Origin of the sequence: Streptococcus sp. GMD1S (assembly GCF_000296875.1) — a bacterium.
GTDB lineage: Bacteria > Bacillota > Bacilli > Lactobacillales > Streptococcaceae > Streptococcus.
On sequence record NZ_AJQY01000003.1, the window covers coordinates 1 to 24,032 of the forward strand.

The window sequence follows — 24,032 nt, forward strand, 5'->3', positions numbered from 1 at the left end:
CGCTGGTCTGGCTATGCCTTTCCAGGAGGACATGTTGAGAATGGCGAGGCCTTTGCCGAGTCTGTCATTCGTGAAATATACGAAGAAACTGGCCTGACCATTCAGAATCCTCAACTAGTCGGCATTAAAAATTGGCCCTTAGATACAGGTGGGCGCTACATCGTTTTTTGTTATAAGACGACAGAGTTTACTGGGAATCTCCAATCTTCAGATGAAGGAGAAGTATCTTGGGTACAAAAAGACCAGATTCCAAATTTGGAACTGGCCTATGATATGTTGCCTTTGATGGAAATGATGGAAGCACCTGACAAGTCTGAGTTCTTCTATCGCCACCGCACAGAGGACGGCTGGGAAAAAGAAATTTTCTAGTCTTTTACTAAATAACCTAACTGATCCAAGGCCTCCTCGATATAGTGGAGGTCTTGTTGTGTCTCGGCTTCAACAAGGTGGTAATGGATGCCGTCTGTCAATTCAGAAAGGGGTCTAAAGTCTGAATTCTCGACTTGTTCCAGAAAGTGCTGGACATCTCGGCGGCAGGTGAGTTTGAGTAGGGTTTCAATTTCGCCATAAACGGGATGATCGATTAAGATATTTTGAACGCGTCCGCCATTATCTACAATAGCTAGAAGTTCCTGACCGATTTCTTCCAGTTCATGTTTCACTTTAAAGAGTTTGTGCACGTAGGGGCTGGCATCATTTTCTTTGTAGATATAGCCACGATTGGTGGATAGGATAGGAGCTCCATCTGCTCGGAGAATAGCGATGTCCTGTACAATGACTTGGCGCGTAACATGAAAGTGTTCAGCCAAGGTTTGACCATTGAGAGCTTTTGGCGCCTCTTTTAACAGTTTGAGAAGAGCTTGTTTGCGATCCTTTGTCATAGTTTTTCCTTTTAGCGACGTTTTCGAAGCACTTTATAGACAGCTAGTGCTAATGTATAGTCTACCATACTATGGATGATTGTGCCAAAACCAACTAGGACAAAGAGAACATAAAACATATTTTCAACATTTGTCCCTGAAGTAGCATAAAAGATGATACAAGCTATTACTTCAGCGATAGCATGAACAACACCCAAAACAAAGTTAAAAATCCAAGATGCCTTTGGTTTATCCAAGGTTTCAGGGAATTTCTTTAAGTACAAAGCCCCCAAAGTACCAAAAACGATGTGAGAAAAGGCGCGTAGGACAATAACCATAGGGTAGCCTGCCATCAGGAAACCGAGACTAGAAGCAATAATCACAAAAGCAGCCATCAAAGGCGAAAGAAACATGGCGATAAAGATGGGGATATGACTTCCCAAGGTGTAAGAAGCCGGTGGGATAACGATTTTAAAAGGCATAATGATTGGAATCAAAATCGCTATTGCAGTGAGTAGGGCAGTCATAGTCATAAACTGCGTTTTTTTCCGTATATCCATAAGAACCTCCATTTATCTGTATATACACAAGTATAGTACAATAAATCACCAATCAAGTCAAGAAGTATTATTGATTTTTCAGGAAAATTTGGTTAAAATGTGGTAAAGAATAATAGGAGCTGAGGAGAAATTGTGATGATACTTTTTGTTTACCTAATTGTGGTAATCGTGATGATGTCAAAACAGAAAAGTGAAGGGAAAGTAGTCTCAGGTTGGACTCGTTTCCTAGTTTATAGTTTATTGGTCCTGTCGCTACTCTCTCTATTAGCAAGCAGTCTGGCTGTTTCACTTTTTAGCCTTCCTTTATTAGGTTTTCTTTTGATGGCAGCAATACTCGAAATTGCTCATTTCGTCAGATTGGTGATTGCATTTGGTTTGGTTTTACTATCTCTAACTCTATACTTGGATAGCCAAAAAAGTCAGCAACCTACACCTCTTTCGTATCAGCTCCTGCTCTTTGGCTTTCACATTCTATTGATATTTCTTATGTTTTAAATGCTAAACTCCACCTTCAGGACGAAAGTGGAGTTGTTTTTTATTTCTTCAGAGTTTCGAGACGGGGGACAATTGCTACTGTTAGAACGGCAGAGATGACAAGCTCGGCAATTGAGTTTGTAGAAATAACGGTTGCCAGGAGTTTTTGGATATTGCCATCGAAGACATTTCCAAAAAGGAAGAAGATTCCCCCGAGGACAAAGACGGTGTTGGTAAGGGAACCAAGGGCACCAGCTAGGATTAGCCCAGTTTTATTTTTCATCAGTTTATAGACCAAGTAAGGTGTCAGACCGATCAAAATGCGAGGGACAATAGCGATAATCGCAGAATAGATGTTTCCGTTCGGTACGAATGGAGAAAAGAGGTAGCTGGTTGGAAGGATGGTAATCGTGTTTACCGTTAAGCTTAGCAGTCCCATCAAGAAACCAAGTGTAACACCAACTCGTGGGCCGTAAATGATACTAGCAATGATTACTGGAATATGAACGATAGTTGGTTTAATTGGAAATGGGAAAAGATTAAATAGGAGAGAGCTCAAAAAGTGGATAACGAGCATAACTGCAAAAAAGATAGCAATTGGGGCAATGTTAGAGCGTTTGTTCATCGAGGGTTTCCTTTATTCTTTCTAATATAGTATTCAGGTCAGCTAGGGCGCCTTTGCCGTGATCGCCACAGGCTAGTAAAGATTCTTTTGGGGAGATAATCTGATAACCATAGGTCTCTAATGTTTTTAGATTAGCCTGAGTTGCAGGATGGTCATACATCTTTGTATTCATGGCTGGAGCTAAGAGTTTAGGGATGTGACTTGGTAGGGCAAGAGCCGTACTGGTCACCATGTTATCCGCAAAACCATGCGCAAGTTTGGCAATGGTATTAGCAGTAGCAGGGACAACGATAAAAAGGTCTGTTTCTTTTCCTCTTTCGATATGATTGACTTGATCAGGGTAGGGTTCCTGCATGACATCAAGGTGAACTGGATTCTGTGAGAGTACCTGTAGTGTCAAAGGCTGGATAAACTCTCTTGCCGCCTCTGTCATTAAGACAGTGACATCATGGCCATGTTTTTTCAAAGAACTGACTAAATCAGCTGCTTTATAGGAGGCTATGGAACCTGTCACTGCGATGAGAATGTTTGCCATGGCTTTCCTTTCTATGAATCGTATGTATGAATTTTCTCAAGGAGGAGGTTTGCAATTTCCTCTTTGGTTTGAACGGTTTGAAGACGATCTTTTTCAACAAAGATTGCCCGATGCTGATATGCTGAGATTTGAGTAAGATCATTCGCTATGATTAAGTCAGCCTGGTTCTTGACAAGACTCTTTCGTGCGATCTCAATGAGATAATCCTCAGAGACATCAACCAGCAATTTAAACCCAATCAGATGAATGGCAGGATTCCATTCTTTGACCAGAGATATGATTTTAGGTGTTTTCTTTAGGAATAAGACCTGAACCTCATCAGTTGAAGAAATCTTAGCTTGATGATTCTGCTTGCTTAAAAATTCTTCTAAATTAGAGCTAGCCTGAACTTCCTCAAGCCCCGTCATATAGACAGGAGTGTAGTCAGACACGGCCATTGAATGAATCAAGACTTGATAATTTTGAACACATTCTTGCATCTCAACTAGAAGGTCGTTGGTATTGTTAATTTCTCGAATGCTTAGGTTGGGATGAGCTTCTGGCTTAAGAGCTCGTTTTGTCGTTATCAAACAAACTTCATGCCCTGCAGCAAGCAAGGTTTCTGTGATGATTTTCCCCAAGCGACCTGTAGAATGGTTAGTAATAGAGCGGACACTATCAATAGCTTCACTGGTACCGCCCGATGTGACTAAAATTTTCATAGGACTATTGTACACAAAAATGATATGCAAGTCAAAGAAAGCATTTAAAAGAAAAATATATTATTATTGACATTTATAGTAATAAATAAGATAATGAATCTAAGTAAATTAATAGGGGTATTATTATGGATTTTTTTAAATTTGCAGACAACATTGCAAAGGAAGCTGGTAAAGTACTGAATGATGTCGGTTCTGCTACTAGCGAAGCTTTAAATGAAGCGAGTAAATTTACTGGAGAAGTTATTACTGAATCTGTAAAAACTATAGGTGAAGTATCAAGCCAAGTTGGTAATGTTGTCTCAGATGTCTCAGTGAAAGCTGTTGGAGTTGCCGGAGATGTAGCACATCAGATAACAAATGTGACTTCTGAAACATTTAACGAAGCTGGGAAAATAGCGAATAATACAAAAGAACAAATTGAATCGGTAGACCTTTTTAATTCTAAACTAAGACAAGAAGCTGTTGATGGATATAATGAAGCTATTAGTTGTTATAATGAGGAAGCGGATAGCTTGGCTAATAAATCAATAGAGCTTTATCAAGTTAGGGACAAAGCTATCAAAGTTGTAAAAATTGTTGAAGAAAGAATTAACAAACTAGCAAATAAACCAAAAGAGTTTGAAACAAAATTAGAAGCAATTGATGTTGAAATTCAGAATTTTGAAGATAAGCAAATTGCTATTTCACAGTCAATTAAGGAAGCTGAATTAGCAAGTGGTAGCACAGCGGCTACGGCTTCACTTAGCGCATTAGGAGTAACAGTTGCAACTTTAGGGCCTACTGCCGCTATGGGTGTTGCAACTACATTTGGTGTTGCATCAACAGGTACTGCAATTTCAAGTTTGACAGGTGCTGCAGCAAATAGCGCCGCTCTGGCTTGGTTAGGTGGTGGAAGTGTAGCAGCTGGTGGCGGTGGAGTGGCAGCCGGTAACGCATTTTTGGCATTGGCTGGTCCTGTCGGTTGGGGAATTGCAGGCGCTATGTTGACCGCTTCTGTTGGGGCGGGTGTAGTAGCTAATAGGAAAAATGAAGAAGTTGCAAAAGAGGCTATAGAGGAACAGAAAAAGGTAGAATTGTTGGCTAGACAACTTAAAGAAAAAGTAATAGAAGTTACGGAATTAATAGAACTAACTGAAAAACAAACAGAAGGAATTTATTTAGCCAATTTATCTTTAACTGGAATGGACTATAGCTTATTTACTGATGACGAAAAATATCAAGCAGGTGCTTTAGTGAATTCAACTCTATCATTGACTGCTATGGTAAATAAGGAAATTAGAATAAATGAGTAACCAGATTTTTAATCAAGCTTTTAACCAAGGTATTGGTGCATATGTCAATTGTTTAAATAACTTGAGAATTCAAGATTTACATAATGCTATGAAAATCATAGAGGATGAAGCACGCAGAGTCATCTTAAACAAGGACAATGCCTCAAAGATTTTAAACTATACGAGAGACAATATTGAAGACGTTATTTTAAAGAAGCGTGGAGGAGATTATGGTGGTCATGGCTTTATCGCTGAATTTGCAGAAGCAGGGATTGTAAATGCGAGGAGAGCCATTGAAGGGTTAAATCCTATTGTCGAAGTATTGAATGATAATGGACCAGCCGATTTATTAATTGGTAGAAATACCATTCAAATGAAGTTTTATGGTAATTTACGTGATGAACTAGCTCAATCGTTTCATTACAGTTCAAAAATGAAAATGATGTTTCCAAAAGATCACGTTCAAGTATTTGAAAAAATAATGGCTGGAGCAAAAGAAGTTGAATTGAATGGCAAGAGATTATCCATTAAACAAATTACGGATATACGCCAAATGATTAATGATATCACTGAAAGCAAGGGACTTACTTCATACAAATATTGGATGAAATCCTCTGCTCTAGATTACAAAGACGCTCAAAAAAATTCAATTCATTCTCTTATAGATTCTGAAGAGAAGAATATTCGTAAAACAGTCAGACTAAAACAACAAGAATTAAATAAAAAAAGATTAGTGACCCAAAAACATGCATTACCAAATTTAAAAGAAGCTAACAAGGTTGCAAGAAACGCAGCTTTTTTACAAGGTGGTTTAGCATTAATGTCGACTGTGTATGGAAAATACATAGAAGGAAAAAGTATCTTTGAATTCGAACAATCCGATTGGTTAGATTGTGGATTGAATTCATTAAAAGGAGTTGCAAGTGGAGCAATATCAGGATATTCAATTTACGGATTAACAAATATTTTGGGTATTAGTGCTCCAAATGCCAGTGCTTTAGTAATGGCTACTTATGGGATGATAGATGTTGTTTTGAGATTCAGATCTTCCGAAATAACTCAAGATGAACTTATGAATCTGTTGACATTAAATGTAATAGATGCTTCCTTTGCTACAATTGGTGCTTGTATTGGTCAGATCATGATTCCAATACCTGTTCTTGGTTCTGTAGTTGGTTCAATATCTACTTCAATAATTTGGGAGATAGGTAAGGGAATATTAAATGAAAGAGAACAAAGGATAATTCAAGATTACAGAGAAAATCTGAATAGTTACATAAAAACTTTAGATGAAAATTATCTTGTCATTTACAACGAAATTATAGAAAAGTATAAAAAATTGGGCGAAATACAAGCATATTCGTTTGATTTGTCAATAAATACTAAACTTAGGTTTGAGTACTCTATTGAGATGGCAGAAAGTTTAGAAATTGAAGATAATAAAATTCTCCATGATTTGTCTGAAATTGATAATTTTTTTCTTGACTAGATTATTTTCACATTCTTTATAGTCTAAAACTATAAAGCCATATAAAATTTTTCAAAGGGCCCTAAAAATCTTGAAATTCAGGATATTTACGAACGTTTAGAGAGTTTATGGATGTTAAAAATCTTGTTTTGTGTTATAATGAATTATCATATTAGAGGTTAGAGGAGTTTTGAATGAAAACAGATATTGAAATCGCACAGAGTATTGAGTTGAATCCAATCGTTGATGTTGTTGAGAAACTTGGTATTTCTTACGACGATTTGGAATTGTACGGGAAGTACAAGGCTAAGCTCAGCTTTGATAAAATTCGTGCAGTTGAGAGCAATCCAGTTGGGAAATTGATCTTGGTTACTGCCATCAATCCAACACCTGCAGGTGAAGGGAAATCAACCATTACCATTGGTCTTGCGGATGCCTTGAACAAGATTGGTAAGAAAACCATGATTGCCATTCGCGAACCGTCTCTTGGCCCAGTAATGGGGATCAAGGGTGGTGCAGCCGGTGGTGGTTATGCTCAAGTGTTGCCAATGGAGGACATCAACCTTCACTTTACTGGGGATATGCATGCCATTACAACTGCTAACAACGCTCTTTCTGCCTTGATTGACAACCACTTACACCAAGGAAATGAGCTGGGAATCGACCAACGTCGTATTCTTTGGAAACGTGTTGTGGACTTGAACGACCGCGCTCTTCGTCATGTGACCGTTGGACTTGGTGGTCCTCTAAATGGTATTCCACGTGAGGATGGTTTCGATATTACTGTTGCTTCAGAAATCATGGCTATTCTTTGCTTGGCTACGGACATCGAGGATTTGAAACGCCGTTTGGCTAACATCGTTATCGGCTATCGCTATGACCGAACACCTGTTTCTGTTGGTGATTTACAGGTTGAGGGAGCGTTAGCATTGATTTTGAAAGATGCTATCAAACCGAACTTGGTTCAGACAATTTACGGTACACCTGCCTTTGTACACGGTGGTCCATTTGCCAATATCGCTCATGGATGTAACTCTGTTTTGGCAACAAGCACAGCCCTTCGCTTGGCTGATTATACTGTTACTGAAGCTGGTTTTGGTGCGGACCTTGGTGCTGAGAAATTCCTTGACATTAAGACACCAAACTTGCCAACATCTCCAGATGCAGTTGTCATCGTTGCAACCCTTCGTGCCCTTAAGATGAATGGTGGTGTAGCTAAGGACGCTTTGACAGAGGAAAATGTAGAAGCAGTTCGTGCAGGTTTTGCTAACTTGAAACGTCACGTTGAAAATATTCGTAAGTTTGGTATTCCAGCAGTTGTTGCGATTAACGAATTTGTTACTGATACAGAAGCTGAAATTGCAGCTTTGAAAGAACTTTGTGCTTCTATTGATGTGCCAGTTGAACTAGCAAGTGTCTGGGCTGATGGGGCAGAAGGTGGTGTAGCACTTGCCGAAACGCTTGTCAAGACAATCTCAGTAAATCCAGCAAACTACACTCGTCTTTATGACAACGACCTTTCTGTCCAAGAAAAGATTGAAAAGATTGTCACTGAAATCTACCGTGGTAGCAAAGTGAACTTTGAGAAGAAAGCTCAAACGCAAATTGCCCAAATCGCTCAAAATGGTTGGGACAAATTGCCAATCTGTATGGCTAAAACTCAATATAGTTTCTCTGATAATCCAAATGCACTTGGAGCACCAGAAAACTTTGAAATTACCATTCGTGAATTGGTACCAAAATTGGGTGCTGGCTTCATCGTTGCTCTTACTGGTGATGTCATGACCATGCCAGGACTTCCAAAACGACCAGCAGCTCTCAACATGGATGTTGAAAGTGACGGAACCGTTCTAGGATTGTTCTAGTAAATTGCAATTGATTTAAATGAGTTTGGAAAAGCTATCCAAACTCATTTTCTTGTCTAGATATGAGGAGTTGTCTTCAGCTGATAATAGAGTTACTTTCTAGACGCAACCGGTCTATGTAAAGATATTTTCCCTGATTTCTGATATAATAGAAACATTGACTTCAAGAGTAAGGAAGAGAAAATGAACGCATTATTGAATGGAATGAATGACCGTCAAGCCGAGGCGGTGCAAACGACAGAAGGGCCCTTGTTAATCATGGCGGGGGCTGGTTCTGGAAAGACTCGTGTTTTAACTCACAGAATCGCTTACTTGATTGATGAAAAGATGGTCAATCCTTGGAATATCTTGGCCATTACCTTTACCAATAAGGCTGCTCGTGAGATGAAGGAGCGTGCCTATGGGCTCAATCCAGCTACTCAGGACTGTCTGATTGCGACCTTTCACTCCATGTGTGTTCGTATCCTACGTCGCGATGCGGATCATATTGGCTACAATCGTAATTTCACCATTGTAGATCCTGGTGAACAGCGAACCCTCATGAAACGAATCCTCAAGCAGTTAAACTTGGATCCTAAAAAGTGGAATGAACGGACCATTTTGGGAACCATTTCCAATGCTAAGAATGACCTGATTGATGATGCCGCATATGCTGCTCAAGCTGGTGATATGTATACGCAAATCGTGGCTCAGTGTTACACAGCCTATCAAAAAGAGCTTCGTCAATCTGAGTCGGTTGACTTTGATGATTTGATTATGCTGACCCTGCGTCTCTTTGATCAGAATCCTGATGTTCTGACCTACTATCAGCAGAAGTTCCAGTACATTCACGTTGATGAGTACCAAGATACCAACCATGCACAGTACCAACTGGTCAAACTTTTGGCTTCACGCTTTAAAAATATCTGCGTGGTCGGTGATGCAGACCAATCTATCTACGGTTGGCGTGGGGCTGATATGCAGAATATCTTGGATTTTGAGAAAGACTACCCTAACGCCAAGGTTGTTTTGTTAGAAGAAAATTATCGTTCAACAAAAACCATTCTCCAAGCCGCCAATGACGTCATCAAAAACAATAAAAATCGTCGTCCTAAGAATCTCTGGACTCAGAATGCGGATGGAGAGCAGATTATTTACTATCGCGCAAATGACGAACAGGATGAGGCTGTTTTTGTAGCAAAAACCATCGATGAACTTGGTCGTAGTCAAAACTTCCTCCACAAGGATTTTGCAGTTCTTTATCGGACTAATGCGCAATCCCGTACCATTGAGGAAGCCCTGCTCAAGTCCAATATTCCTTATACCATGGTTGGTGGGACTAAGTTCTACAGCCGTAAGGAAATCCGTGATATTATCGCTTATCTTAACCTCATTGCCAATTTGAGTGATAATATCAGTTTTGAGCGCATTATCAACGAGCCTAAACGCGGAATTGGCCCAGGAACCGTTGAGAAAATTCGCGGCTTTGCTAATATGCAAGACATGTCTATGCTGGATGCTTCAGCCAATATCATGTTATCAGGAATCAAGGGGAAGGCAGCACAGTCAATTTGGGACTTTGCCAATATGATTTTGGATTTGCGAGAAAAACTGGATCAATTAACTATCACCGAGCTGGTTGAGGCTGTTCTAGAAAAAACAGGTTATATCGATATTCTCAATGCCCAAGCGACCTTAGAAAGCAAGGCTCGGGTTGAAAATATCGAGGAATTTCTATCTGTTACCAAGAATTTTGACGACAATCCTGATAGTCAAGAAGAGGAAACAGGTTTGGACAAACTCAGTCGTTTCTTGAATGACCTTGCCCTGATTGCGGATACGGACTCTGGTAGTCAGGAAACATCGGAAGTGACCTTGATGACCTTGCACGCAGCTAAGGGACTTGAGTTCCCAGTTGTCTTTATCATTGGGATGGAGGAAAATGTCTTTCCACTTAGCCGTGCAGCTGAGGATCCTGATGAACTGGAAGAAGAACGCCGTTTGGCCTATGTCGGTATTACACGCGCAGAAAAGATCCTTTATCTGACCAATGCTAACTCTCGCTTGCTTTTTGGGCGTACCAACTACAATCGTCCAACTCGTTTTATCAATGAAATTAGTTCGGACTTGATTGAATATCAAGGCTTGGCTCGTCCGGCGAATACTAGCTTTAAGGCATCTTATAGCAGTGGTGGAGTGGCCTTTGGTCAAGGTATGAGCCTAGCTCAGGCCCTTCAAGAACGGAAACGGAATGCTGCACCAAGCTCTATCCAGTCAAGTGGTCTTCCGTTTGGACAGTTAGCAGCCGGAAATAAAAAAGATTCAAGCGATACCAACTGGTCTATTGGGGATATTGCTCTCCACAAGAAGTGGGGAGAGGGAACTGTTCTGGAAGTCTCTGGTAGCGGTGATACTCAGGAGTTGAAAATCAATTTCCCAGAAGTGGGGCTGAAAAAACTCTTAGCCAGTGTAGCTCCAATTGAGAAAAAAATCTAATTTTCCATCCTTCTCACGAATAATAAAGTGAGGAGGATTTTTATGTACAGCATTTCATTCCAAGAAGATTCACTTTTGCCTAGAGAAAGACTGGTTAAAGAAGGAGTAGAGGCACTGAGCAATCAAGAATTGCTAGCAATTCTACTCAGAACCGGAACGCGTACGGCCAATGTTTTTGAAATTTCCCAGAGAGTCTTGAATAGTCTTAACAGTCTAACTGATCTGAAAAATATGACCCTGCAGGAATTGCAGAGTCTGTCTGGTATTGGACGGATTAAAGCCATTGAACTACAAGCAGTGATTGAACTGGGACACCGCATTCACAAACATGAAACCCTTGAGATGGAAAGTATTCTCAGTAGTCAAAAGCTAGCCAAGAAAATGCAACAGGAACTTGGCGACAAAAAACAAGAGCACCTAGTGGCGCTCTATCTCAATACTCAAAATCAAATCATCCATCAGCAAACTATTTTTATCGGATCTGCGACACGCAGCATTGCTGAACCGAGGGAAATTCTTCACTATGCCCTCAAGCATATGGCTACCTCCGTGATTCTCGTTCACAATCATCCATCTGGTGCAGTATCTCCTAGTCGAAACGACGATCATGTCACTAAGCTAGTCAAGGAAGCCTGCGAACTGATGGGTATCGTTTTCTTGGACCATCTGATTGTCTCTCACTCGGATTACTTTAGTTACCGTGAAAAGACGAATCTAATTTAGAGTTCATTAACAACATAGTCAAATAGCGTTTTATCTTTGGGGCGATTTTCAAAGAGAAATTCAGGATGCCATTGGACACCAAGATAAGGAAAACCGTCCGTAGTTGTCACAGCCTCGATAACTCCATCTTTAGGATCATGTGCTACAACCTTAAGATTTGAAGCTAAATCTTTAATGCTCTGGTGGTGGAAGGAGTTGATATGAGAGATTTCTCCATAGATCTCTCGGAGAATTGTATCAGGTTCCGTTACGAGGCGTTGTGTTGTGTATTCGGCTGAACAGTCCTGCCAATGATCCTCGATATCTTGGTGAAGCGTGCCTCCCATGGCGACATTGAAAAGTTGAGTACCCCGACAAACAGAGAAAATTGGTTTCTTCTGCTTAATCGCTTCTTTGATAAGTGCTAGTTCAAAAATATCTCTTTGAAGGTGGTAGTCATCACTATCAATAGCCTTTGGTTCACCATAGTATTTTGGATCAACATTTTGCCCACCCGTTAAGATGAGCTTATCAATGATACTGATGTAATGGGTAGCCATTTCTTGATCACCAATCGGTAGGATGATTGGAATTCCGCCAGCGTCCTTGACTCCTTCAACAAAGCCTTTTGCTGCATAGCTCATCATGATGTCATCATCTGGATGAGCTTTTTCATTTCCTGTAATCCCAATAACTGGTTTTTTCATAAATGCTTTCGCTTTCTAATCCTCTTTACGCATAAAATAGAGGAGGGTTTGGAGTTCGCTTGTCAAATCGACATACTGAACGACCACATCTTTTGGGAGGTGAAGGTGAACGGGGGAAAAGCTGAGAATACCTTTTATGCCTGCATCAACCAAAAGATTGGCAACTTCTTGTGATTTAATACTTGGAACTGTTAGGATAGCAGTTTTGACATCTGCTTCTTTGATTTTTTCTTTAATCTGTGAGATACCATAGATTGGAATCCCATCTGGTGTTTGACTTCCAACTTCTGGATGGTCATCTAGGTCAAAGGCCATGATAATTTTCATCTTGTTACGCTCGTGGAATCGGTAGTGGAGAAGGGCATGGCCCATATTTCCAATCCCAACCAGCATAACATTTGTAATTGAGTTATCATTTAGGAGATCCGCAAAAAAATTCATCAATTTTTTGACATCGTAACCAAAACCACGACGACCTAGTTCGCCAAAATAGGAAAAATCCCGACGAACTGTCGCAGAATCGATACCGATAGCCTCTGCAATTTGCTTGGAGTTGGCACGTTCGATTTTTTCTGCATGAAATCTCTTGAAAATTCGATAGTAAAGAGAGAGTCTTTTTGCTGTTGCTTTTGGAATAGCAGACTGTTTATCTTTCACAAAATCACAACCTTTCTATTCTTCTATTTTATAGAAACATTGTGAAAAAATCAACAAAAACAAGAAAAAACTAAGAAATTTCTTAGTTTTTATCTGAAAAATGAACTTGTGATAGAAAACGGTAGAGATCGCCAACCAATCCTTGATAAATCACCTTATCATTCAGCGTTAAGGAGCTGATTAGGAGAGTATCAGGTAGGGTCACACAGCCTGATAGAGATAACATAAGCTCTTCGTAATCCTTATATTCAAGTGTACGTTCTACGTGATAGTTATCTTGATAGGTAAGTCGATACATAGTCAATTATCTTTCTTCTTTAGTGAAGATACCGCGTTCTACTAAACTGTCCATGAGGAAGTAGAATTTTTCCTGATGAATGTGGTTGTCTTCTGATTTAAAGATATTAACCAAACGAAGGCCTGACTTGTCAGTGATGTTGAGTTTAGCACCTGTAAGGTCTTTGTTGATGATGATTTTTAGCTTGAAACCTTCACCGCTGTTGGGTACTTTCTCAAGCAAACGAGTCAGTTCGAAGTTTCCAACTTTTGTTTCAAAGAAAGTATTATCTTTCAGTGTGAACTTTTTGACAGTTGGGCTAAGTGTGTAGTCGTAGCGGCAGTTTTGTAGTTTAATGGTTTTTTCGAATGCCATTAGATTAATCTCCAATAATATTTTTTAAGGTTTGTGCGAGTTGTATCAGTTCATCCTCGGTGTTAAGAGGAGAGAGACTGATACGGACAGATTCTTTCAATCGATGTGAATCTGGTCCATAAAATGCTTCAAGTACATGACTGGTTTGCACAATACCAGCAGTACAAGCCGAACCGGTAGAAATTGAAATTCCTTCAAGATCTAACCGAAGTAAAAGTAAATCATTTTTCTGACCAGGAAAACCGATATTAAAAACATAAGGCAGTTGGTCTTGACTTTCATTGAGATAGTAGTCTAAATCGGAAATCTCTTTTAGAAAAATAGATTTAAGTGCGCTTAGTTTTTGGTAATGCTCAACTTGGTCATTCAAATCCTCTTTGAGAGCAGAGACCATACCTACAATGGCAGCGAGGTTTTCTGTTCCAGCCCGTTTCTTTTGTTCTTGGTCTCCACCGTGAAGGTAGGAATCAAAGTCCGCGGAAGAAGCATAAAGAAATCCGACTCCTTTTGGTCCATGGAATTTGTGGGCAGAAGCGCTGAGGAAATCAATTCCTAACTCCTCTGGATGGATAGGAATTTTCCCAATAGCTTGAACAGCATCTACATGATATGCAGCAGGATGATCTTTTAAAATACGTCCAATCTCAGCGATAGGTAAGAGACTTCCTGTTTCATTATTAGCATACATGGTGGAAACGAGGATGGTATCGTCACGTAAGGCTTCTTGAATTTGCTGGGCAGTTATTTCTTGATTTACTGGTTGGATGATAGTTGCTTCAAAACCAAAATGTTGAACCAGATAATCGATAGTCTCAAGCACAGAATGGTGTTCAATAGCTGTAGTAATGATATGTTTTCCACGTTCTTGATGACGGAGACAATAGCCGATAATGGCTGTATTGTTACTTTCTGTACCGCCAGATGTAAAAAAGATATGTTGAGGTTTGGTTCCTAGTAAGTGGGCTAAGTCTTGACGAGCTTCTCGCAAGAGTTTGCCAGCCTGCCGACCATGACTATGAATACTAGAAGGATTACCATGAGTTTCTTGCATGACCTTGGTCATTTCAGAAATAGCTACTGCTGACATAGGAGTTGTAGCAGCATTGTCCAAATAAATCAAAGAATCACCTTATTTCTTTTTGTTGTAAGCAAAGAGTGGGCTGACTGGTTTTCTTTCATGGATGCGGACGATAGCATCTCCGATTAATTCGCTAGCAGTAATGTAACATACATTTTCTGGAGTCCTTTCTTTGGTCGCTACTGAGTCTGTCACAAGGATTTCTTTGATGTTTGTAGCGTCAAGAAGGTCTGCTGCCCCTTCAACAAATAAACCGTGACTAGATACTGCATAAATCTCAGTTGCGCCTTCACGTTCAACGATTTTGGCTGCTTCAGAGAAAGTACGACCAGTATTTAGGATATCGTCAATCAAGATAGCCTTTTTGCCTTCAACATCCCCAATGATATAGCCTTCGTTACGATCAGAATCGTCTTGGGCGTAGTCAATGATAGCGATAGGAGCATCAAGGTATTCAGCCAAACTACGTGCACGTTTAACACCAGAGTTCTTTGGACTAACCACAACAACATCAGAACCAAGAAGCCCTTTATCACAGTAGTGCTTAGCAAATAGAGGAACAGTATAAAGATTGTCTACAGGAATGTCAAAGAAACCTTGGACCTGAACAGCGTGGAGGTCAAGCGTTAGAACACGGCTTACACCAGCTTTGACAAGCATATTGGCAACTAGTTTTGCAGTGAGGGGTTCGCGAGAAGAAGCGATACGATCCTGACGCGCATAACCAAAGTAAGGGAGGACAACGTTGATACTATGAGCACTTGCACGTACACAAGCGTCAACCATGATTAACAACTCCATCAAGTGGTTGCTAACAGGGTAGCTGGTTGACTGGATGATGTAGACGTCGTAACCACGGACACTTTCTTCAATGTTGACCTGGATTTCGCCGTCAGAAAATTGACGAGAGGATAATTTCCCGAGAGGTACACCAACTGTATCCGCAATCTTTTGAGCGATTTCATGGTTAGAGTTTAGGGTGAAAAGTTTCATGTTGTTTCTATCTGACATTATAGACCGTCCTCTGTAAACTTTGTGAATCTTCTTTGAGAAAGTTTTGTTTTTCAAAGCCAGATTCTTTTATTTTTATCTTTTCTATTTTACCAAAAAAAGGAGATTATTTCAGCTTTTTTTCATGCTTTTAATAAAACGAATTAATTTTGAAGGAGCTTTCTGATAGGTTATCTGATTTTCATCTAAAAATCTCTGAAAATCTTCTTTCCCTTTTTCATGGTCGGTGACTTCAAGTTCGAGTTCATAGTCCGTCTGGTCAAAGTATTGACTTTCATCTAAGGCCATTAAGCCAATCTCAGTTTTCATTTCATAACGAAGGGTGGAAAGGCAACCTAGAACAAGCCAGTCATGGCTTTCGATGCCAATCTTAGAGAGCTTCTCTAGAACGAGACCTGGAGGTAGTTTTGGTTTTTCTAGGTACGATTCAGCTTCTGGAAGAGTTAGTTTCTGGTTGTATTCCATATTTCCTACAGTTTGAGGCACTTTTAAGGTCAATTCCGCCCAATCTGCAAAAGTGCGAATGCGCATGGCAACCTTCTTTTCACGCAATTGGAAATCTGGTGTGTCAATGTAGTAGTTCTTCTGAAGAACGGGTTGGATATGGGAAAACTGTTTTTTTAGATGATCATATTCCTCTTTTTTCAGAAGTGTTTTCAATTCTATTTCTAAATGTTTCATTTTTTCAACCTTTTCTATATCTTTGAAAGCGATTTATGGTATAATGGACAATGTATTTATTGTATACGAATGTACTGAAAAAATCAAAGATTTTCGACAGAGCAATCAAACATTACAAGGGAGAAAGTATGACCATAGAATGGGAAGATTTTTTAGATCCTTACATTCAGGCTGTTGGTGAATTGAAGATTAAACTTCGGGGGATTCGCAAACAGTATCGTAAGCAAAACAAGCATTCTCCGATTGAGTTTGTAACGGGTCGTGTCAAACCGATTGAAAGTATCAAAGAAAAAATGGCTCGTCGAGGAATAACTTATGCAAGTCTAGAACACGATCTGCAAGACATTGCTGGTTTACGTGTCATGGTTCAGTTTGTTGATGACGTTAAAGAGGTAGTTGAGATTCTACGTAAACGCCAAGATATGAGAATCGTTCAGGAACGAGATTATATCACTCATCGTAAGGCTTCGGGCTATCGTTCTTATCACGTGGTTGTCGAATACACGGTTGATACGATCAACGGGGCGAAGACGATTTTGGCGGAGATACAAATACGGACTTTGGCCATGAATTTCTGGGCTACGATTGAACACTCACTCAATTATAAGTATCAGGGTGATTTTCCAGAAGAAATCAGAAAAAGACTGGAAATCACAGCGAAAATAGCCTATCAACTGGATGAAGAAATGGGTAAGATTCGTGATGATATCCAGGAAGCGCAGGCTCTCTTTGATCCATTGAGCAGAAAACTAAACGATGGTGTAGGAAATAGTGACGATACAGATGAAGAATACAGGTAAACGAGTTGACCTCATAGCAAATAGAAAACCACAGAGTCAGAAGGTTTTGCATGAGCTAAGGGAAAAACTAAAGAAACAACATTTTATACTGAACGATACCAATCCCGATATCGTCATTTCCATTGGTGGTGACGGGATGCTTTTGTCTGCCTTTCACAAGTATGAGAATCAGTTAGACAAGGTTCGATTTGTAGGTGTTCATACAGGGCATTTGGGTTTTTACACAGATTATCGTGATTTTGAGCTGGATCAATTGGTGACCAATCTTTTACTAGATACTGGAGCCAAAGTTTCTTATCCAGTCTTGAATGTTAAGGTAACGCTTGAAAATGGAGAGGTGAAAATCTTCCGTGCTTTAAATGAAGCGAGTATCCGTCGATCAGACCGCACCATGGTTGCGGATATCATCATTAACCATGTTCCGTTTGAGAGATTTCGTGGAGATGGAGTGACTGTTTCAACGCCGACGGGAAGTACCGCCTACAACAAATCCTTGGGTGGAGCTGTCTTACATCCTACCATTGAAGCCTTGCAGTTGACGGAAATAGCAAGCCTTAATAATAGAGTCTATCGCACTTTGGGATCATCGATCATTATTCCCAAAAAAGATAAGATTGAACTTTTGCCGACACGCAATGATTACCATACGATATCAGTCGATAACAGCGTCTATTCCTTCCGTAATATCGAACGGATAGAGTATCAAATCGACCATCACAAGATTCACTTCGTAGCGACTCCAAGCCACACTAGTTTCTGGAATCGTGTCAAAGATGCCTTCATCGGCGAGGTGGATGAATGAGGTTCGAATTTCTCGCAGATGAGCACGTCAAAGTCAAAACATTCCTCAAGAAACATGAGGTTTCTAAGGGACTTTTGGCTAAGATTAAGTTTCGAGGTGGGGCTATTCTGGTCAATGGCCAACCTCAAAATGCGACTTATCTCTTAGATATTGGAGACAGGGTAACTATTGACATTCCAGCGGAGGAAGGGTTTGAGAGTCTTGAAACAATTGAGCGTCCACTGGATATTCTCTATGAGGATGATCATTTTCTGGTTTTGAATAAACCTTATGGAGTAGCTTCCATCCCCAGTGTCAATCATTCCAATACCATTGCGAATTTTATCAAGGGCTATTATGTCAAGCAAAACTATGAAAACCAGCAAGTTCACATCGTGACTAGGCTTGATAGAGATACATCTGGTTTGATGCTTTTTGCCAAGCACGGCTACGCTCATGCACGTTTAGACAAGCAACTGCAACGAAAGTTTATCGAAAAAAGGTATTTTGCACTTGTTAAAGGAGATGGTGTCTTGGAGCCAGAGGGGGAGATTATTGCCCCGATTGCGCGTGATGAAGATTCCATTATCACAAGGCGGGTTGCCAAAGGTGGGAAATACGCTCATACGTCTTACAAAGTTGTAGCGTCTTATGGAAATATTCACCTAGTCGATATTCGCCTGCATACTGGACGAACTCATCAGATACGAGTGCATTTTTCCCATATTGGCTTTCCTTTGTTGGGAGACGATTTGTATGGTGGTAGTCTGGATGACGGTATCCAACGTCAGGCTCTGCATTGTCATTATTTATCTTTTTATCATCCTTTTCTAGAGCACGATTTGCAACTAGAAAGCCCCTTACCGGATGATTTCAGCAATCTTATTACTCAGTTATCAACTAATACTCTTTAAAAACTATTTGGAGTATAATTTATTTTCTTAAAGGAGAAAACTCATGGAAGTTTTTGAAAATCTCAAAGCCAACCTGGTTGGCAAAAATGCTCGTATCGTTCTCCCTGAAGGGGAAGAGCCACGTATTCTTCAAGCAACAAAACGCTTGGTAAAAGAAACAGAAGTAATCCCTGTTTTGCTTGGAAACCCTGAAAAAATTAAAATTTATCTCGAAATCGAAGGGATCATGGATGGTTATGAAGTCATTGACCCTCAACACTATCCTCGATTTGAAGAAATGGTTGCTGCTTTAGTAGAGCGTCGTAAGGGCAAAATGACTGAAGAAGAAGCGCGCAAAGTTTTGGTTGAAGATGTCAACTACTTTGGTGTGATGCTAGTCTACTTGGGCTTGGTTGACGGTATGGTATCTGGTGCGATTCACTCAACTGCCTCAACAGTTCGCCCAGCCCTACAAATCATCAAAACTCGTCCAAACGTAACTCGTACTTCAGGTGCCTTCCTTATGGTACGTGGTACAGAACGTTACCTATTTGGAGACTGTGCCATTAACATCAATCCAGATGCAGAAGCCTTGGCTGAAATCGCGATCAATTCAGCAATCACAGCTAAGATGTTTGGTATTGAACCTAAAATTGCTATGCTAAGCTATTCTACTAAAGGTTCAGGATTTGGTGAAAGTGTTGATAAGGTCGTAGAAGCAACTAAAATTGCTCACGACTTGCGTCCCGACCTTGAGATTGATGGGGAGTTGCAATTTGACGCTGCCTTTGTTCCTGAAACTGCAGCTCTAAAAGCTCCAGGAAGTAACGTAGCTGGTCAAGCAAATGTTTTTGTCTTCCCAGGTATCGAAGCCGGAAATATTGGGTACAAGATGGCAGAACGTCTCGGTGGTTTTGCGGCTGTAGGACCTGTTTTGCAAGGATTGAACAAACCAGTTAACGACCTTTCTCGTGGATGTAATGCAGATGATGTGTACAAGTTGACCCTTATCACAGCAGCTCAAGCAGTTCATCAATAAGATTTAGTCCTCTTTCCCATGGGAAGAGGCTTTTTAGTACTGAGAGAAGGACAGTTAGAGTCTTCTGTGTTATACTAGAGATATGTTAGATTTGAAAGAATATGGTATCGTCATGTGGCCGGAGGAGAAGATTATTTCTTTTCGTGAAAAACTCCTCAATTGGTATGATGAAAACAAGCGAGATTTACCTTGGAGGAGAAGTAAAAATCCTTATCACATCTGGGTATCTGAAATCATGCTCCAGCAGACTAGAGTGGATACAGTTATTCCATACTACGAACGATTCTTGGACTTGTTTCCAACAGTTGAAAGTCTGGCCAATGCCCCTGAAGATCGTTTGTTGAAGGCTTGGGAGGGATTGGGCTATTATTCTCGAGTGCGCAATATGCAGGCTGCAGCCCAGCAGATTATGACTGACTTTGGGGGGCAATTTCCAAATACCTATGAAGGAATTTCTAGTTTAAAAGGGATTGGCCCTTACACTGCGGGAGCTATTTCCAGTATCGCTTTTAATTTGCCTGAGCCAGCGGTTGATGGCAATGTCATGCGGGTTTTGGCACGCTTGTTTGAGGTTGATCATGATATCGGAGTTCCCAGCAATCGCAAAATTTTTCAGGCAATGATGGAAATCTTGATTGACCCGAAACGACCAGGTGACTTTAACCAAGCTCTGATGGATTTAGGGTCTGACATAGAGGCTCCAGTTAACCCTCGACCAGAAGAAAGCCCTGTTAAGGACTTTAGCGCAGCCTATCAGAATGGGACTATGGATGTATATCCAATCAAAGAGCCCAAGAAAAAGCCCCTCCCAATCTATCTCAAGGCTTTGGTTGTACGCAATGACCGTGGGCAATATTTACTAGAGAAAAATGAAAGCGAGAAACTGCTAGCCGGTTTTTGGCATTTCCCCTTGATCGAAGTTGATGATTTCTCAAGTGATGACGATCAGCTAGATCTCTTTTCACAAGTCAAAGAGGAAAGCAGAGCATTTGGACCAAGCCCTCAAGAAAACTTTGAGCAAGATTATGATTTAGAAGTGAATTGGTCCCAGCAAGTATTTGACCAGGTCAAGCATGTATTTAGTCATCGGAAATGGCATATTCAAATCATCGCTGGTCAAGTGACGGAAACAAAACAGTTTTCTGACAGAGAAATTCGCTGGGTTTCTCCTCAGGAGTTTTCTGATTATCCACTTGCGAAACCTCAACAAAAAATTTGGCAGGCTTATAAAACAAATCTTGAAGATGAAGGCCTACAGTAGCCATTTGTGCCTTCTTTACATTTTTTTGTTATAATAGATAAAGAAAAGGTGATAAAATGAAAAAAATATTAATTGTAGATGATGAGAAACCAATCTCAGATATTATTAAGTTTAATATGGCCAAGGAAGGTTATGAAGTTGTAACAGCCTTCAATGGTCGTGAGGCAATCGAGCTATTTGAAGCTGAGCAACCGGATATTATTATCCTCGACTTGATGCTACCTGAAATTGATGGTTTAGAAGTTGCTAAAGCTATTCGTAAGACTAGTAGCGTGCCGATTATCATGCTATCAGCTAAGGATAGCGAATTTGACAAGGTTATTGGTTTAGAGTTAGGTGCAGATGATTATGTTACAAAACCTTTCTCAAACCGTGAGTTGCAGGCTCGTGTTAAGGCCCTTCTTCGTCGTACCGATCTAGTTTCAGTAGATAACCAAGAGTCTGATGAGAAGAAGACGCAACCTTTACAAATTGGTGATTTGGAAATCGTTCCAGATGCTTACGTGGCAAAGAAATATGGTGAGGAATTAGATTTAACCCACCGTGAGTTTGAACTCTTGTATCACTTGGCGTCTCATATTGGACAAGTGATTACGCGTGAACACTTGCTTGAGACTGTATGGGGTTATGACTATTTTGGTGATGTTCGTACTGTGGACGTGACCATTAGACGCTTGCGTGAGAAAATAGAAGATACTCCAAGTCGTCCAGAGTACATTCTCACACGTCGTGGTGTTGGATACTATATGAGAAATAATGATTGAAGATATTAGACAAACTATTCTGACCAGCGATTTTATCTTTATCTTGATTTTACTGGGCTTTATCCTGGTGGTGACCTTGCTGTTACTGGAAAATCGTCGGGATAATATCCGTCTGAAGGAGATAAATCAAAAGGTTAAGGACTTGATTGCAGGTGATTATTCTCAAGTTTTGGACTTGCAAGGAAGTACAGAAATCACCAATATCACCAATAATCTGAACGATTTGTCAGAAGTTATTCGTTTGACCCAAGAAAATCTGGAACAAGAGAGTAAACGATTGAACAATATTCTTTCTTACATGACAGATGGCGTTCTTGCGACCAATCGTCGTGGCCAGATTACTATGATCAACGATATGGCCAAGAAACAGCTCGGTGTGCAGAAAGAAGATGTTCTGAATAAAAGTATCCTTGAATTGCTTAAGATAGAAGATGAGTATGAGCTGCGTGATCTAATTACACAGATTCCTGAGTTGACGATTGACTCCCAGGATGTGAATGGGGAATACCTGAGCCTTCGTGTACGTTTTGCTCTGGTTCGTCGTGAGTCAGGTTTCATCTCTGGTTTGGTTGCCGTTTTACATGATACGACCGAGCAGGAGAAGGAAGAGCGTGAGCGAAGACTCTTTGTTTCGAACGTGAGTCACGAGTTGCGAACTCCTTTGACCAGTGTTAAATCTTATCTTGAAGCCTTGGACGAGGGAGCTCTGTATGATCCTGTTGCTCCTGATTTTATCAAGGTTTCACTCGATGAAACCAACCGTATGATGCGGATGGTGACAGATCTCTTGCATCTCTCTCGTATTGATAATGCGACCACTCAGTTAGATGTGGAATTGATTAATTTTACAGCATTCATCACCTTTATTCTCAACCGCTTTGATAAGATGAGAAGCCAGGATGACGAGAAAAAATATGAGCTTGTCAGAGATTACCCTATTAATTCAGTTTGGATCGAGATTGATACCGATAAGATGACTCAGGTGATTGATAATATTCTTAACAATGCCATTAAGTACTCACCAGATGGTGGGAAAATCACTGTCAGCATGAAAACTACTGATGACCAGATGATTTTATCCATCAAAGACCAAGGTCTAGGTATTCCAAAGCAAGATTTGCCGAAGATTTTTGACCGCTTCTACCGTGTGGATCGTGCAAGAAGCCGGGCTCAAGGTGGAACTGGTCTAGGTCTGGCGATCGCAAAAGAAATCATCAAACAACACAATGGCTTTATATGGGCCAAAAGTGAATACGGTAAGGGCTCAACCTTTACCATAGTGCTCCCTTATGATAAGGATGCCGTAAAAGAAGAAATATGGGAGGACGAAATAGAAGACTAGAATGAGTGAAAAAGGCTTTAAATACAGTATTTTAGCATCAGGTTCCAGTGGAAATTCCTTTTATCTGGAAACCCCAAAAAAGAAAATCCTAGTAGATGCAGGCCTGTCTGGTAAGAAAATTACAAGTCTGCTAGCTGAAATCAATCGCAAACCAGAAGATCTGGATGCGATTTTGATTACGCATGAGCACTCAGACCATATCCATGGAGTCGGTGTCTTGGCTCGTAAATATGGCATGGATCTTTACGCCAATGAAAAGACTTGGCAGGCTATGGAAAATAGTAAGTATCTTGGCAAGGTTGATTCTTCGCAAAAGCATATCTTTGAAATGGGCAAAACCAAAACCTTTGGTGATATCGATATTGAGAGTTTTGGTGTTAGCCATGATGCGGCAGCACCACAGTTTTACCGATTTATGAAAGACGACAAGAGCTTCGTTATGCTGACCGATACAGGTTATGTAAGTGACCGTATGGCAGGAATTGTCGAGAATGCGGACGGCTACCTCATCGAGTCCAACCACGATGTGGAGATTTTGCGAGCAGGATCTTACGCTTGGCGTCTCAAACAGCGAATCCTGTCGGATCTCGGTCACCTCTCTAACGAAGACGGTGCTGAAGCCATGATTCGTGCAATGGGAAATCGAACCAAGAAAATTTATCTTGGTCACTTGTCCAAAGAGAACAATATCAAGGAGCTGGCTCACATGACCATGGTCAACCAGCTAGCCCAAGCGGATTTGGGAGTCGGAGTAGACTTTAAAGTTTACGATACCTCACCAGATACTGCAACACCATTGACAGATATATAAAAAAGAAGGCGAGTGCCTT

Annotated in this window: 26 protein-coding genes; 14 read left to right on the top strand and 12 right to left on the bottom strand. The window is 40.5% G+C overall.

What is annotated here, in order from left to right; translation table 11 throughout:
- Nucleotides 1–369: 8-oxo-dGTP diphosphatase (locus tag GMD1S_RS00740; RefSeq protein ID WP_000308780.1), on the top strand; the 369-nt coding region annotated here is incomplete at its 5' end.
- On the opposite strand, the gene GMD1S_RS00745 is transcribed toward GMD1S_RS00740, so the two are convergent.
- The 5 genes from GMD1S_RS00745 to coaB all read right to left on the bottom strand — a co-directional run bounded on the left by GMD1S_RS00745 (nt 366) and on the right by coaB (nt 3,755).
- Nucleotides 366–881, bottom strand: a complete 516-nt coding sequence (locus GMD1S_RS00745; RefSeq protein ID WP_000159158.1) for a transcription repressor NadR — start codon at nt 879–881, stop codon at nt 366–368. The genes GMD1S_RS00740 and GMD1S_RS00745 overlap by 4 nt on opposite strands.
- Before the next feature lie 11 nt (nt 882–892).
- The gene (locus GMD1S_RS00750) at nt 893–1,420 is read right to left on the bottom strand and encodes an ECF transporter S component (RefSeq protein WP_000354640.1); all 528 of its coding nucleotides are present in this window, start codon (nt 1,418–1,420) and stop codon (nt 893–895) included.
- 535 nt (nt 1,421–1,955) lie between these two features.
- Nucleotides 1,956–2,519 (bottom strand): ECF transporter S component, encoded by a 564-nt coding sequence (locus GMD1S_RS00760; RefSeq protein ID WP_001042719.1) that lies wholly within the window; start codon nt 2,517–2,519, stop codon nt 1,956–1,958.
- Entirely contained in the window at nt 2,503–3,054 is a 552-nt protein-coding gene (gene coaC, locus GMD1S_RS00765) for a phosphopantothenoylcysteine decarboxylase (RefSeq protein WP_001274049.1), read from the bottom strand. Before coaC ends, GMD1S_RS00760 begins: the two co-directional genes overlap by 17 nt.
- A gap of 11 nt (nt 3,055–3,065) precedes the next feature.
- Entirely contained in the window at nt 3,066–3,755 is a 690-nt protein-coding gene (gene coaB / locus GMD1S_RS00770) for a phosphopantothenate--cysteine ligase (protein WP_000699511.1), read from the bottom strand.
- Between the two features lie 125 nt (nt 3,756–3,880).
- On the opposite strand from coaB, the gene GMD1S_RS00775 reads away from it, so the two are divergent.
- The 5 genes from GMD1S_RS00775 to radC all read left to right on the top strand — a co-directional run bounded on the left by GMD1S_RS00775 (nt 3,881) and on the right by radC (nt 11,557).
- Nucleotides 3,881–5,047 carry a hypothetical protein gene (locus tag GMD1S_RS00775; protein WP_000345295.1) on the top strand — a complete coding sequence of 389 codons (1,167 nt, stop codon included), beginning with the start codon at nt 3,881–3,883 and terminating at the stop codon, nt 5,045–5,047.
- Entirely contained in the window at nt 5,040–6,515 is a 1,476-nt protein-coding gene (locus GMD1S_RS00780) for a hypothetical protein (RefSeq protein ID WP_000070715.1), read from the top strand. Before GMD1S_RS00775 ends, GMD1S_RS00780 begins: the two co-directional genes overlap by 8 nt.
- Before the next feature lie 173 nt (nt 6,516–6,688).
- On the top strand, nt 6,689–8,359 hold the full coding sequence (locus tag GMD1S_RS00785; protein WP_000845303.1) for a formate--tetrahydrofolate ligase: 1,671 nt from the start codon (nt 6,689–6,691) through the stop codon (nt 8,357–8,359).
- Between the two features lie 183 nt (nt 8,360–8,542).
- Nucleotides 8,543–10,834, top strand: coding sequence for a DNA helicase PcrA (gene pcrA, locus GMD1S_RS00790; protein ID WP_000992895.1), 2,292 nt, complete (start codon nt 8,543–8,545; stop codon nt 10,832–10,834).
- A 42-nt stretch (nt 10,835–10,876) separates the two neighbouring features.
- Complete coding sequence (gene radC, locus GMD1S_RS00795) at nt 10,877–11,557, top strand: RadC family protein (RefSeq protein ID WP_000286949.1); 681 nt, start codon at nt 10,877–10,879, stop codon at nt 11,555–11,557.
- Here the strand turns inward: radC and GMD1S_RS00800 are convergent.
- The 7 genes from GMD1S_RS00800 to GMD1S_RS00830 form a co-directional block, all read right to left on the bottom strand.
- On the bottom strand, nt 11,554–12,243 hold the full coding sequence (locus GMD1S_RS00800) for a gamma-glutamyl-gamma-aminobutyrate hydrolase family protein (RefSeq protein WP_000743322.1): 690 nt from the start codon (nt 12,241–12,243) through the stop codon (nt 11,554–11,556). The two genes, radC and GMD1S_RS00800, sit on opposite strands and share 4 nt — an antisense overlap.
- Nucleotides 12,244–12,258: 15 nt before the next feature.
- The gene (locus GMD1S_RS00805; RefSeq protein WP_000653408.1) at nt 12,259–12,900 is read right to left on the bottom strand and encodes a redox-sensing transcriptional repressor Rex; all 642 of its coding nucleotides are present in this window, start codon (nt 12,898–12,900) and stop codon (nt 12,259–12,261) included.
- A gap of 82 nt (nt 12,901–12,982) precedes the next feature.
- A complete protein-coding gene (locus GMD1S_RS00810; protein WP_000286094.1) occupies nt 12,983–13,198 on the bottom strand; it encodes a DUF4649 family protein in 216 nt (71 codons plus the stop codon).
- 6 nt (nt 13,199–13,204) lie between these two features.
- Entirely contained in the window at nt 13,205–13,552 is a 348-nt protein-coding gene (locus GMD1S_RS00815) for a DUF1831 domain-containing protein (protein WP_000863523.1), read from the bottom strand.
- A gap of 4 nt (nt 13,553–13,556) precedes the next feature.
- Nucleotides 13,557–14,672: a cysteine desulfurase family protein gene (locus GMD1S_RS00820; protein WP_000639677.1), complete on the bottom strand. Its 1,116-nt coding sequence runs from the start codon at nt 14,670–14,672 to the stop codon at nt 13,557–13,559.
- Between the two features lie 9 nt (nt 14,673–14,681).
- A complete protein-coding gene (locus tag GMD1S_RS00825; RefSeq protein ID WP_001283843.1) occupies nt 14,682–15,641 on the bottom strand; it encodes a ribose-phosphate diphosphokinase in 960 nt (319 codons plus the stop codon).
- A 111-nt stretch (nt 15,642–15,752) separates the two neighbouring features.
- Nucleotides 15,753–16,322 carry a CYTH domain-containing protein gene (locus tag GMD1S_RS00830; RefSeq protein WP_000681304.1) on the bottom strand — a complete coding sequence of 190 codons (570 nt, stop codon included), beginning with the start codon at nt 16,320–16,322 and terminating at the stop codon, nt 15,753–15,755.
- Between the two features lie 128 nt (nt 16,323–16,450).
- Here GMD1S_RS00830 and GMD1S_RS00835 point away from each other — a divergent pair, with 128 nt between their 5' ends.
- The 8 genes from GMD1S_RS00835 to GMD1S_RS00870 all read left to right on the top strand — a co-directional run bounded on the left by GMD1S_RS00835 (nt 16,451) and on the right by GMD1S_RS00870 (nt 24,013).
- Nucleotides 16,451–17,122 carry a GTP pyrophosphokinase gene (locus GMD1S_RS00835; RefSeq protein WP_000151547.1) on the top strand — a complete coding sequence of 224 codons (672 nt, stop codon included), beginning with the start codon at nt 16,451–16,453 and terminating at the stop codon, nt 17,120–17,122.
- A complete protein-coding gene (locus GMD1S_RS00840; RefSeq protein ID WP_000799063.1) occupies nt 17,106–17,924 on the top strand; it encodes an NAD kinase in 819 nt (272 codons plus the stop codon). Before GMD1S_RS00835 ends, GMD1S_RS00840 begins: the two co-directional genes overlap by 17 nt.
- The gene (locus GMD1S_RS00845; RefSeq protein WP_001210022.1) at nt 17,921–18,817 is read left to right on the top strand and encodes an RluA family pseudouridine synthase; all 897 of its coding nucleotides are present in this window, start codon (nt 17,921–17,923) and stop codon (nt 18,815–18,817) included. The genes GMD1S_RS00840 and GMD1S_RS00845 overlap by 4 nt, the downstream gene beginning before the upstream one ends.
- A gap of 43 nt (nt 18,818–18,860) precedes the next feature.
- Nucleotides 18,861–19,835, top strand: a complete 975-nt coding sequence (gene pta / locus GMD1S_RS00850) for a phosphate acetyltransferase (RefSeq protein ID WP_000451560.1) — start codon at nt 18,861–18,863, stop codon at nt 19,833–19,835.
- A gap of 82 nt (nt 19,836–19,917) precedes the next feature.
- The gene (gene mutY, locus GMD1S_RS00855; RefSeq protein WP_000886131.1) at nt 19,918–21,096 is read left to right on the top strand and encodes an A/G-specific adenine glycosylase; all 1,179 of its coding nucleotides are present in this window, start codon (nt 19,918–19,920) and stop codon (nt 21,094–21,096) included.
- A 56-nt stretch (nt 21,097–21,152) separates the two neighbouring features.
- A complete protein-coding gene (gene yycF, locus GMD1S_RS00860; protein WP_000722056.1) occupies nt 21,153–21,860 on the top strand; it encodes a response regulator YycF in 708 nt (235 codons plus the stop codon).
- Nucleotides 21,853–23,202: a cell wall metabolism sensor histidine kinase VicK gene (gene vicK, locus GMD1S_RS00865; protein ID WP_000568717.1), complete on the top strand. Its 1,350-nt coding sequence runs from the start codon at nt 21,853–21,855 to the stop codon at nt 23,200–23,202. The genes yycF and vicK overlap by 8 nt, the downstream gene beginning before the upstream one ends.
- A gap of 1 nt (nt 23,203) precedes the next feature.
- Complete coding sequence (locus GMD1S_RS00870; protein WP_001290607.1) at nt 23,204–24,013, top strand: MBL fold metallo-hydrolase; 810 nt, start codon at nt 23,204–23,206, stop codon at nt 24,011–24,013.
- Nucleotides 24,014–24,032 lie beyond the last annotated feature (19 nt).

Excerpts from the sequence above, each read along its gene's own strand:
- GMD1S_RS00745 (WP_000159158.1), bottom strand. The coding sequence starts at position 881 with ATGACAAAGGATCGCAAACAAGCTCTTCTCAAACTGTTAAAAGAGGCG.
- GMD1S_RS00750 (WP_000354640.1), bottom strand. The coding sequence starts at position 1,420 with ATGGATATACGGAAAAAAACGCAGTTTATGACTATGACTGCCCTACTC.
- GMD1S_RS00760 (WP_001042719.1), bottom strand. The coding sequence starts at position 2,519 with ATGAACAAACGCTCTAACATTGCCCCAATTGCTATCTTTTTTGCAGTT.
- coaC (WP_001274049.1), bottom strand. The coding sequence starts at position 3,054 with ATGGCAAACATTCTCATCGCAGTGACAGGTTCCATAGCCTCCTATAAA.
- coaB (WP_000699511.1), bottom strand. The coding sequence starts at position 3,755 with ATGAAAATTTTAGTCACATCGGGCGGTACCAGTGAAGCTATTGATAGT.
- GMD1S_RS00775 (WP_000345295.1), top strand. The coding sequence starts at position 3,881 with ATGGATTTTTTTAAATTTGCAGACAACATTGCAAAGGAAGCTGGTAAA.
- GMD1S_RS00780 (WP_000070715.1), top strand. The coding sequence starts at position 5,040 with ATGAGTAACCAGATTTTTAATCAAGCTTTTAACCAAGGTATTGGTGCA.
- GMD1S_RS00785 (WP_000845303.1), top strand. The coding sequence starts at position 6,689 with ATGAAAACAGATATTGAAATCGCACAGAGTATTGAGTTGAATCCAATC.
- pcrA (WP_000992895.1), top strand. The coding sequence starts at position 8,543 with ATGAACGCATTATTGAATGGAATGAATGACCGTCAAGCCGAGGCGGTG.
- radC (WP_000286949.1), top strand. The coding sequence starts at position 10,877 with ATGTACAGCATTTCATTCCAAGAAGATTCACTTTTGCCTAGAGAAAGA.
- GMD1S_RS00800 (WP_000743322.1), bottom strand. The coding sequence starts at position 12,243 with ATGAAAAAACCAGTTATTGGGATTACAGGAAATGAAAAAGCTCATCCA.
- GMD1S_RS00810 (WP_000286094.1), bottom strand. The coding sequence starts at position 13,198 with ATGTATCGACTTACCTATCAAGATAACTATCACGTAGAACGTACACTT.
- GMD1S_RS00815 (WP_000863523.1), bottom strand. The coding sequence starts at position 13,552 with ATGGCATTCGAAAAAACCATTAAACTACAAAACTGCCGCTACGACTAC.
- GMD1S_RS00825 (WP_001283843.1), bottom strand. The coding sequence starts at position 15,641 with ATGTCAGATAGAAACAACATGAAACTTTTCACCCTAAACTCTAACCAT.
- GMD1S_RS00830 (WP_000681304.1), bottom strand. The coding sequence starts at position 16,322 with ATGAAACATTTAGAAATAGAATTGAAAACACTTCTGAAAAAAGAGGAA.
- GMD1S_RS00835 (WP_000151547.1), top strand. The coding sequence starts at position 16,451 with ATGACCATAGAATGGGAAGATTTTTTAGATCCTTACATTCAGGCTGTT.
- GMD1S_RS00840 (WP_000799063.1), top strand. The coding sequence starts at position 17,106 with ATGAAGAATACAGGTAAACGAGTTGACCTCATAGCAAATAGAAAACCA.
- GMD1S_RS00845 (WP_001210022.1), top strand. The coding sequence starts at position 17,921 with ATGAGGTTCGAATTTCTCGCAGATGAGCACGTCAAAGTCAAAACATTC.
- pta (WP_000451560.1), top strand. The coding sequence starts at position 18,861 with ATGGAAGTTTTTGAAAATCTCAAAGCCAACCTGGTTGGCAAAAATGCT.
- mutY (WP_000886131.1), top strand. The coding sequence starts at position 19,918 with ATGTTAGATTTGAAAGAATATGGTATCGTCATGTGGCCGGAGGAGAAG.
- yycF (WP_000722056.1), top strand. The coding sequence starts at position 21,153 with ATGAAAAAAATATTAATTGTAGATGATGAGAAACCAATCTCAGATATT.
- vicK (WP_000568717.1), top strand. The coding sequence starts at position 21,853 with ATGATTGAAGATATTAGACAAACTATTCTGACCAGCGATTTTATCTTT.
- GMD1S_RS00870 (WP_001290607.1), top strand. The coding sequence starts at position 23,204 with ATGAGTGAAAAAGGCTTTAAATACAGTATTTTAGCATCAGGTTCCAGT.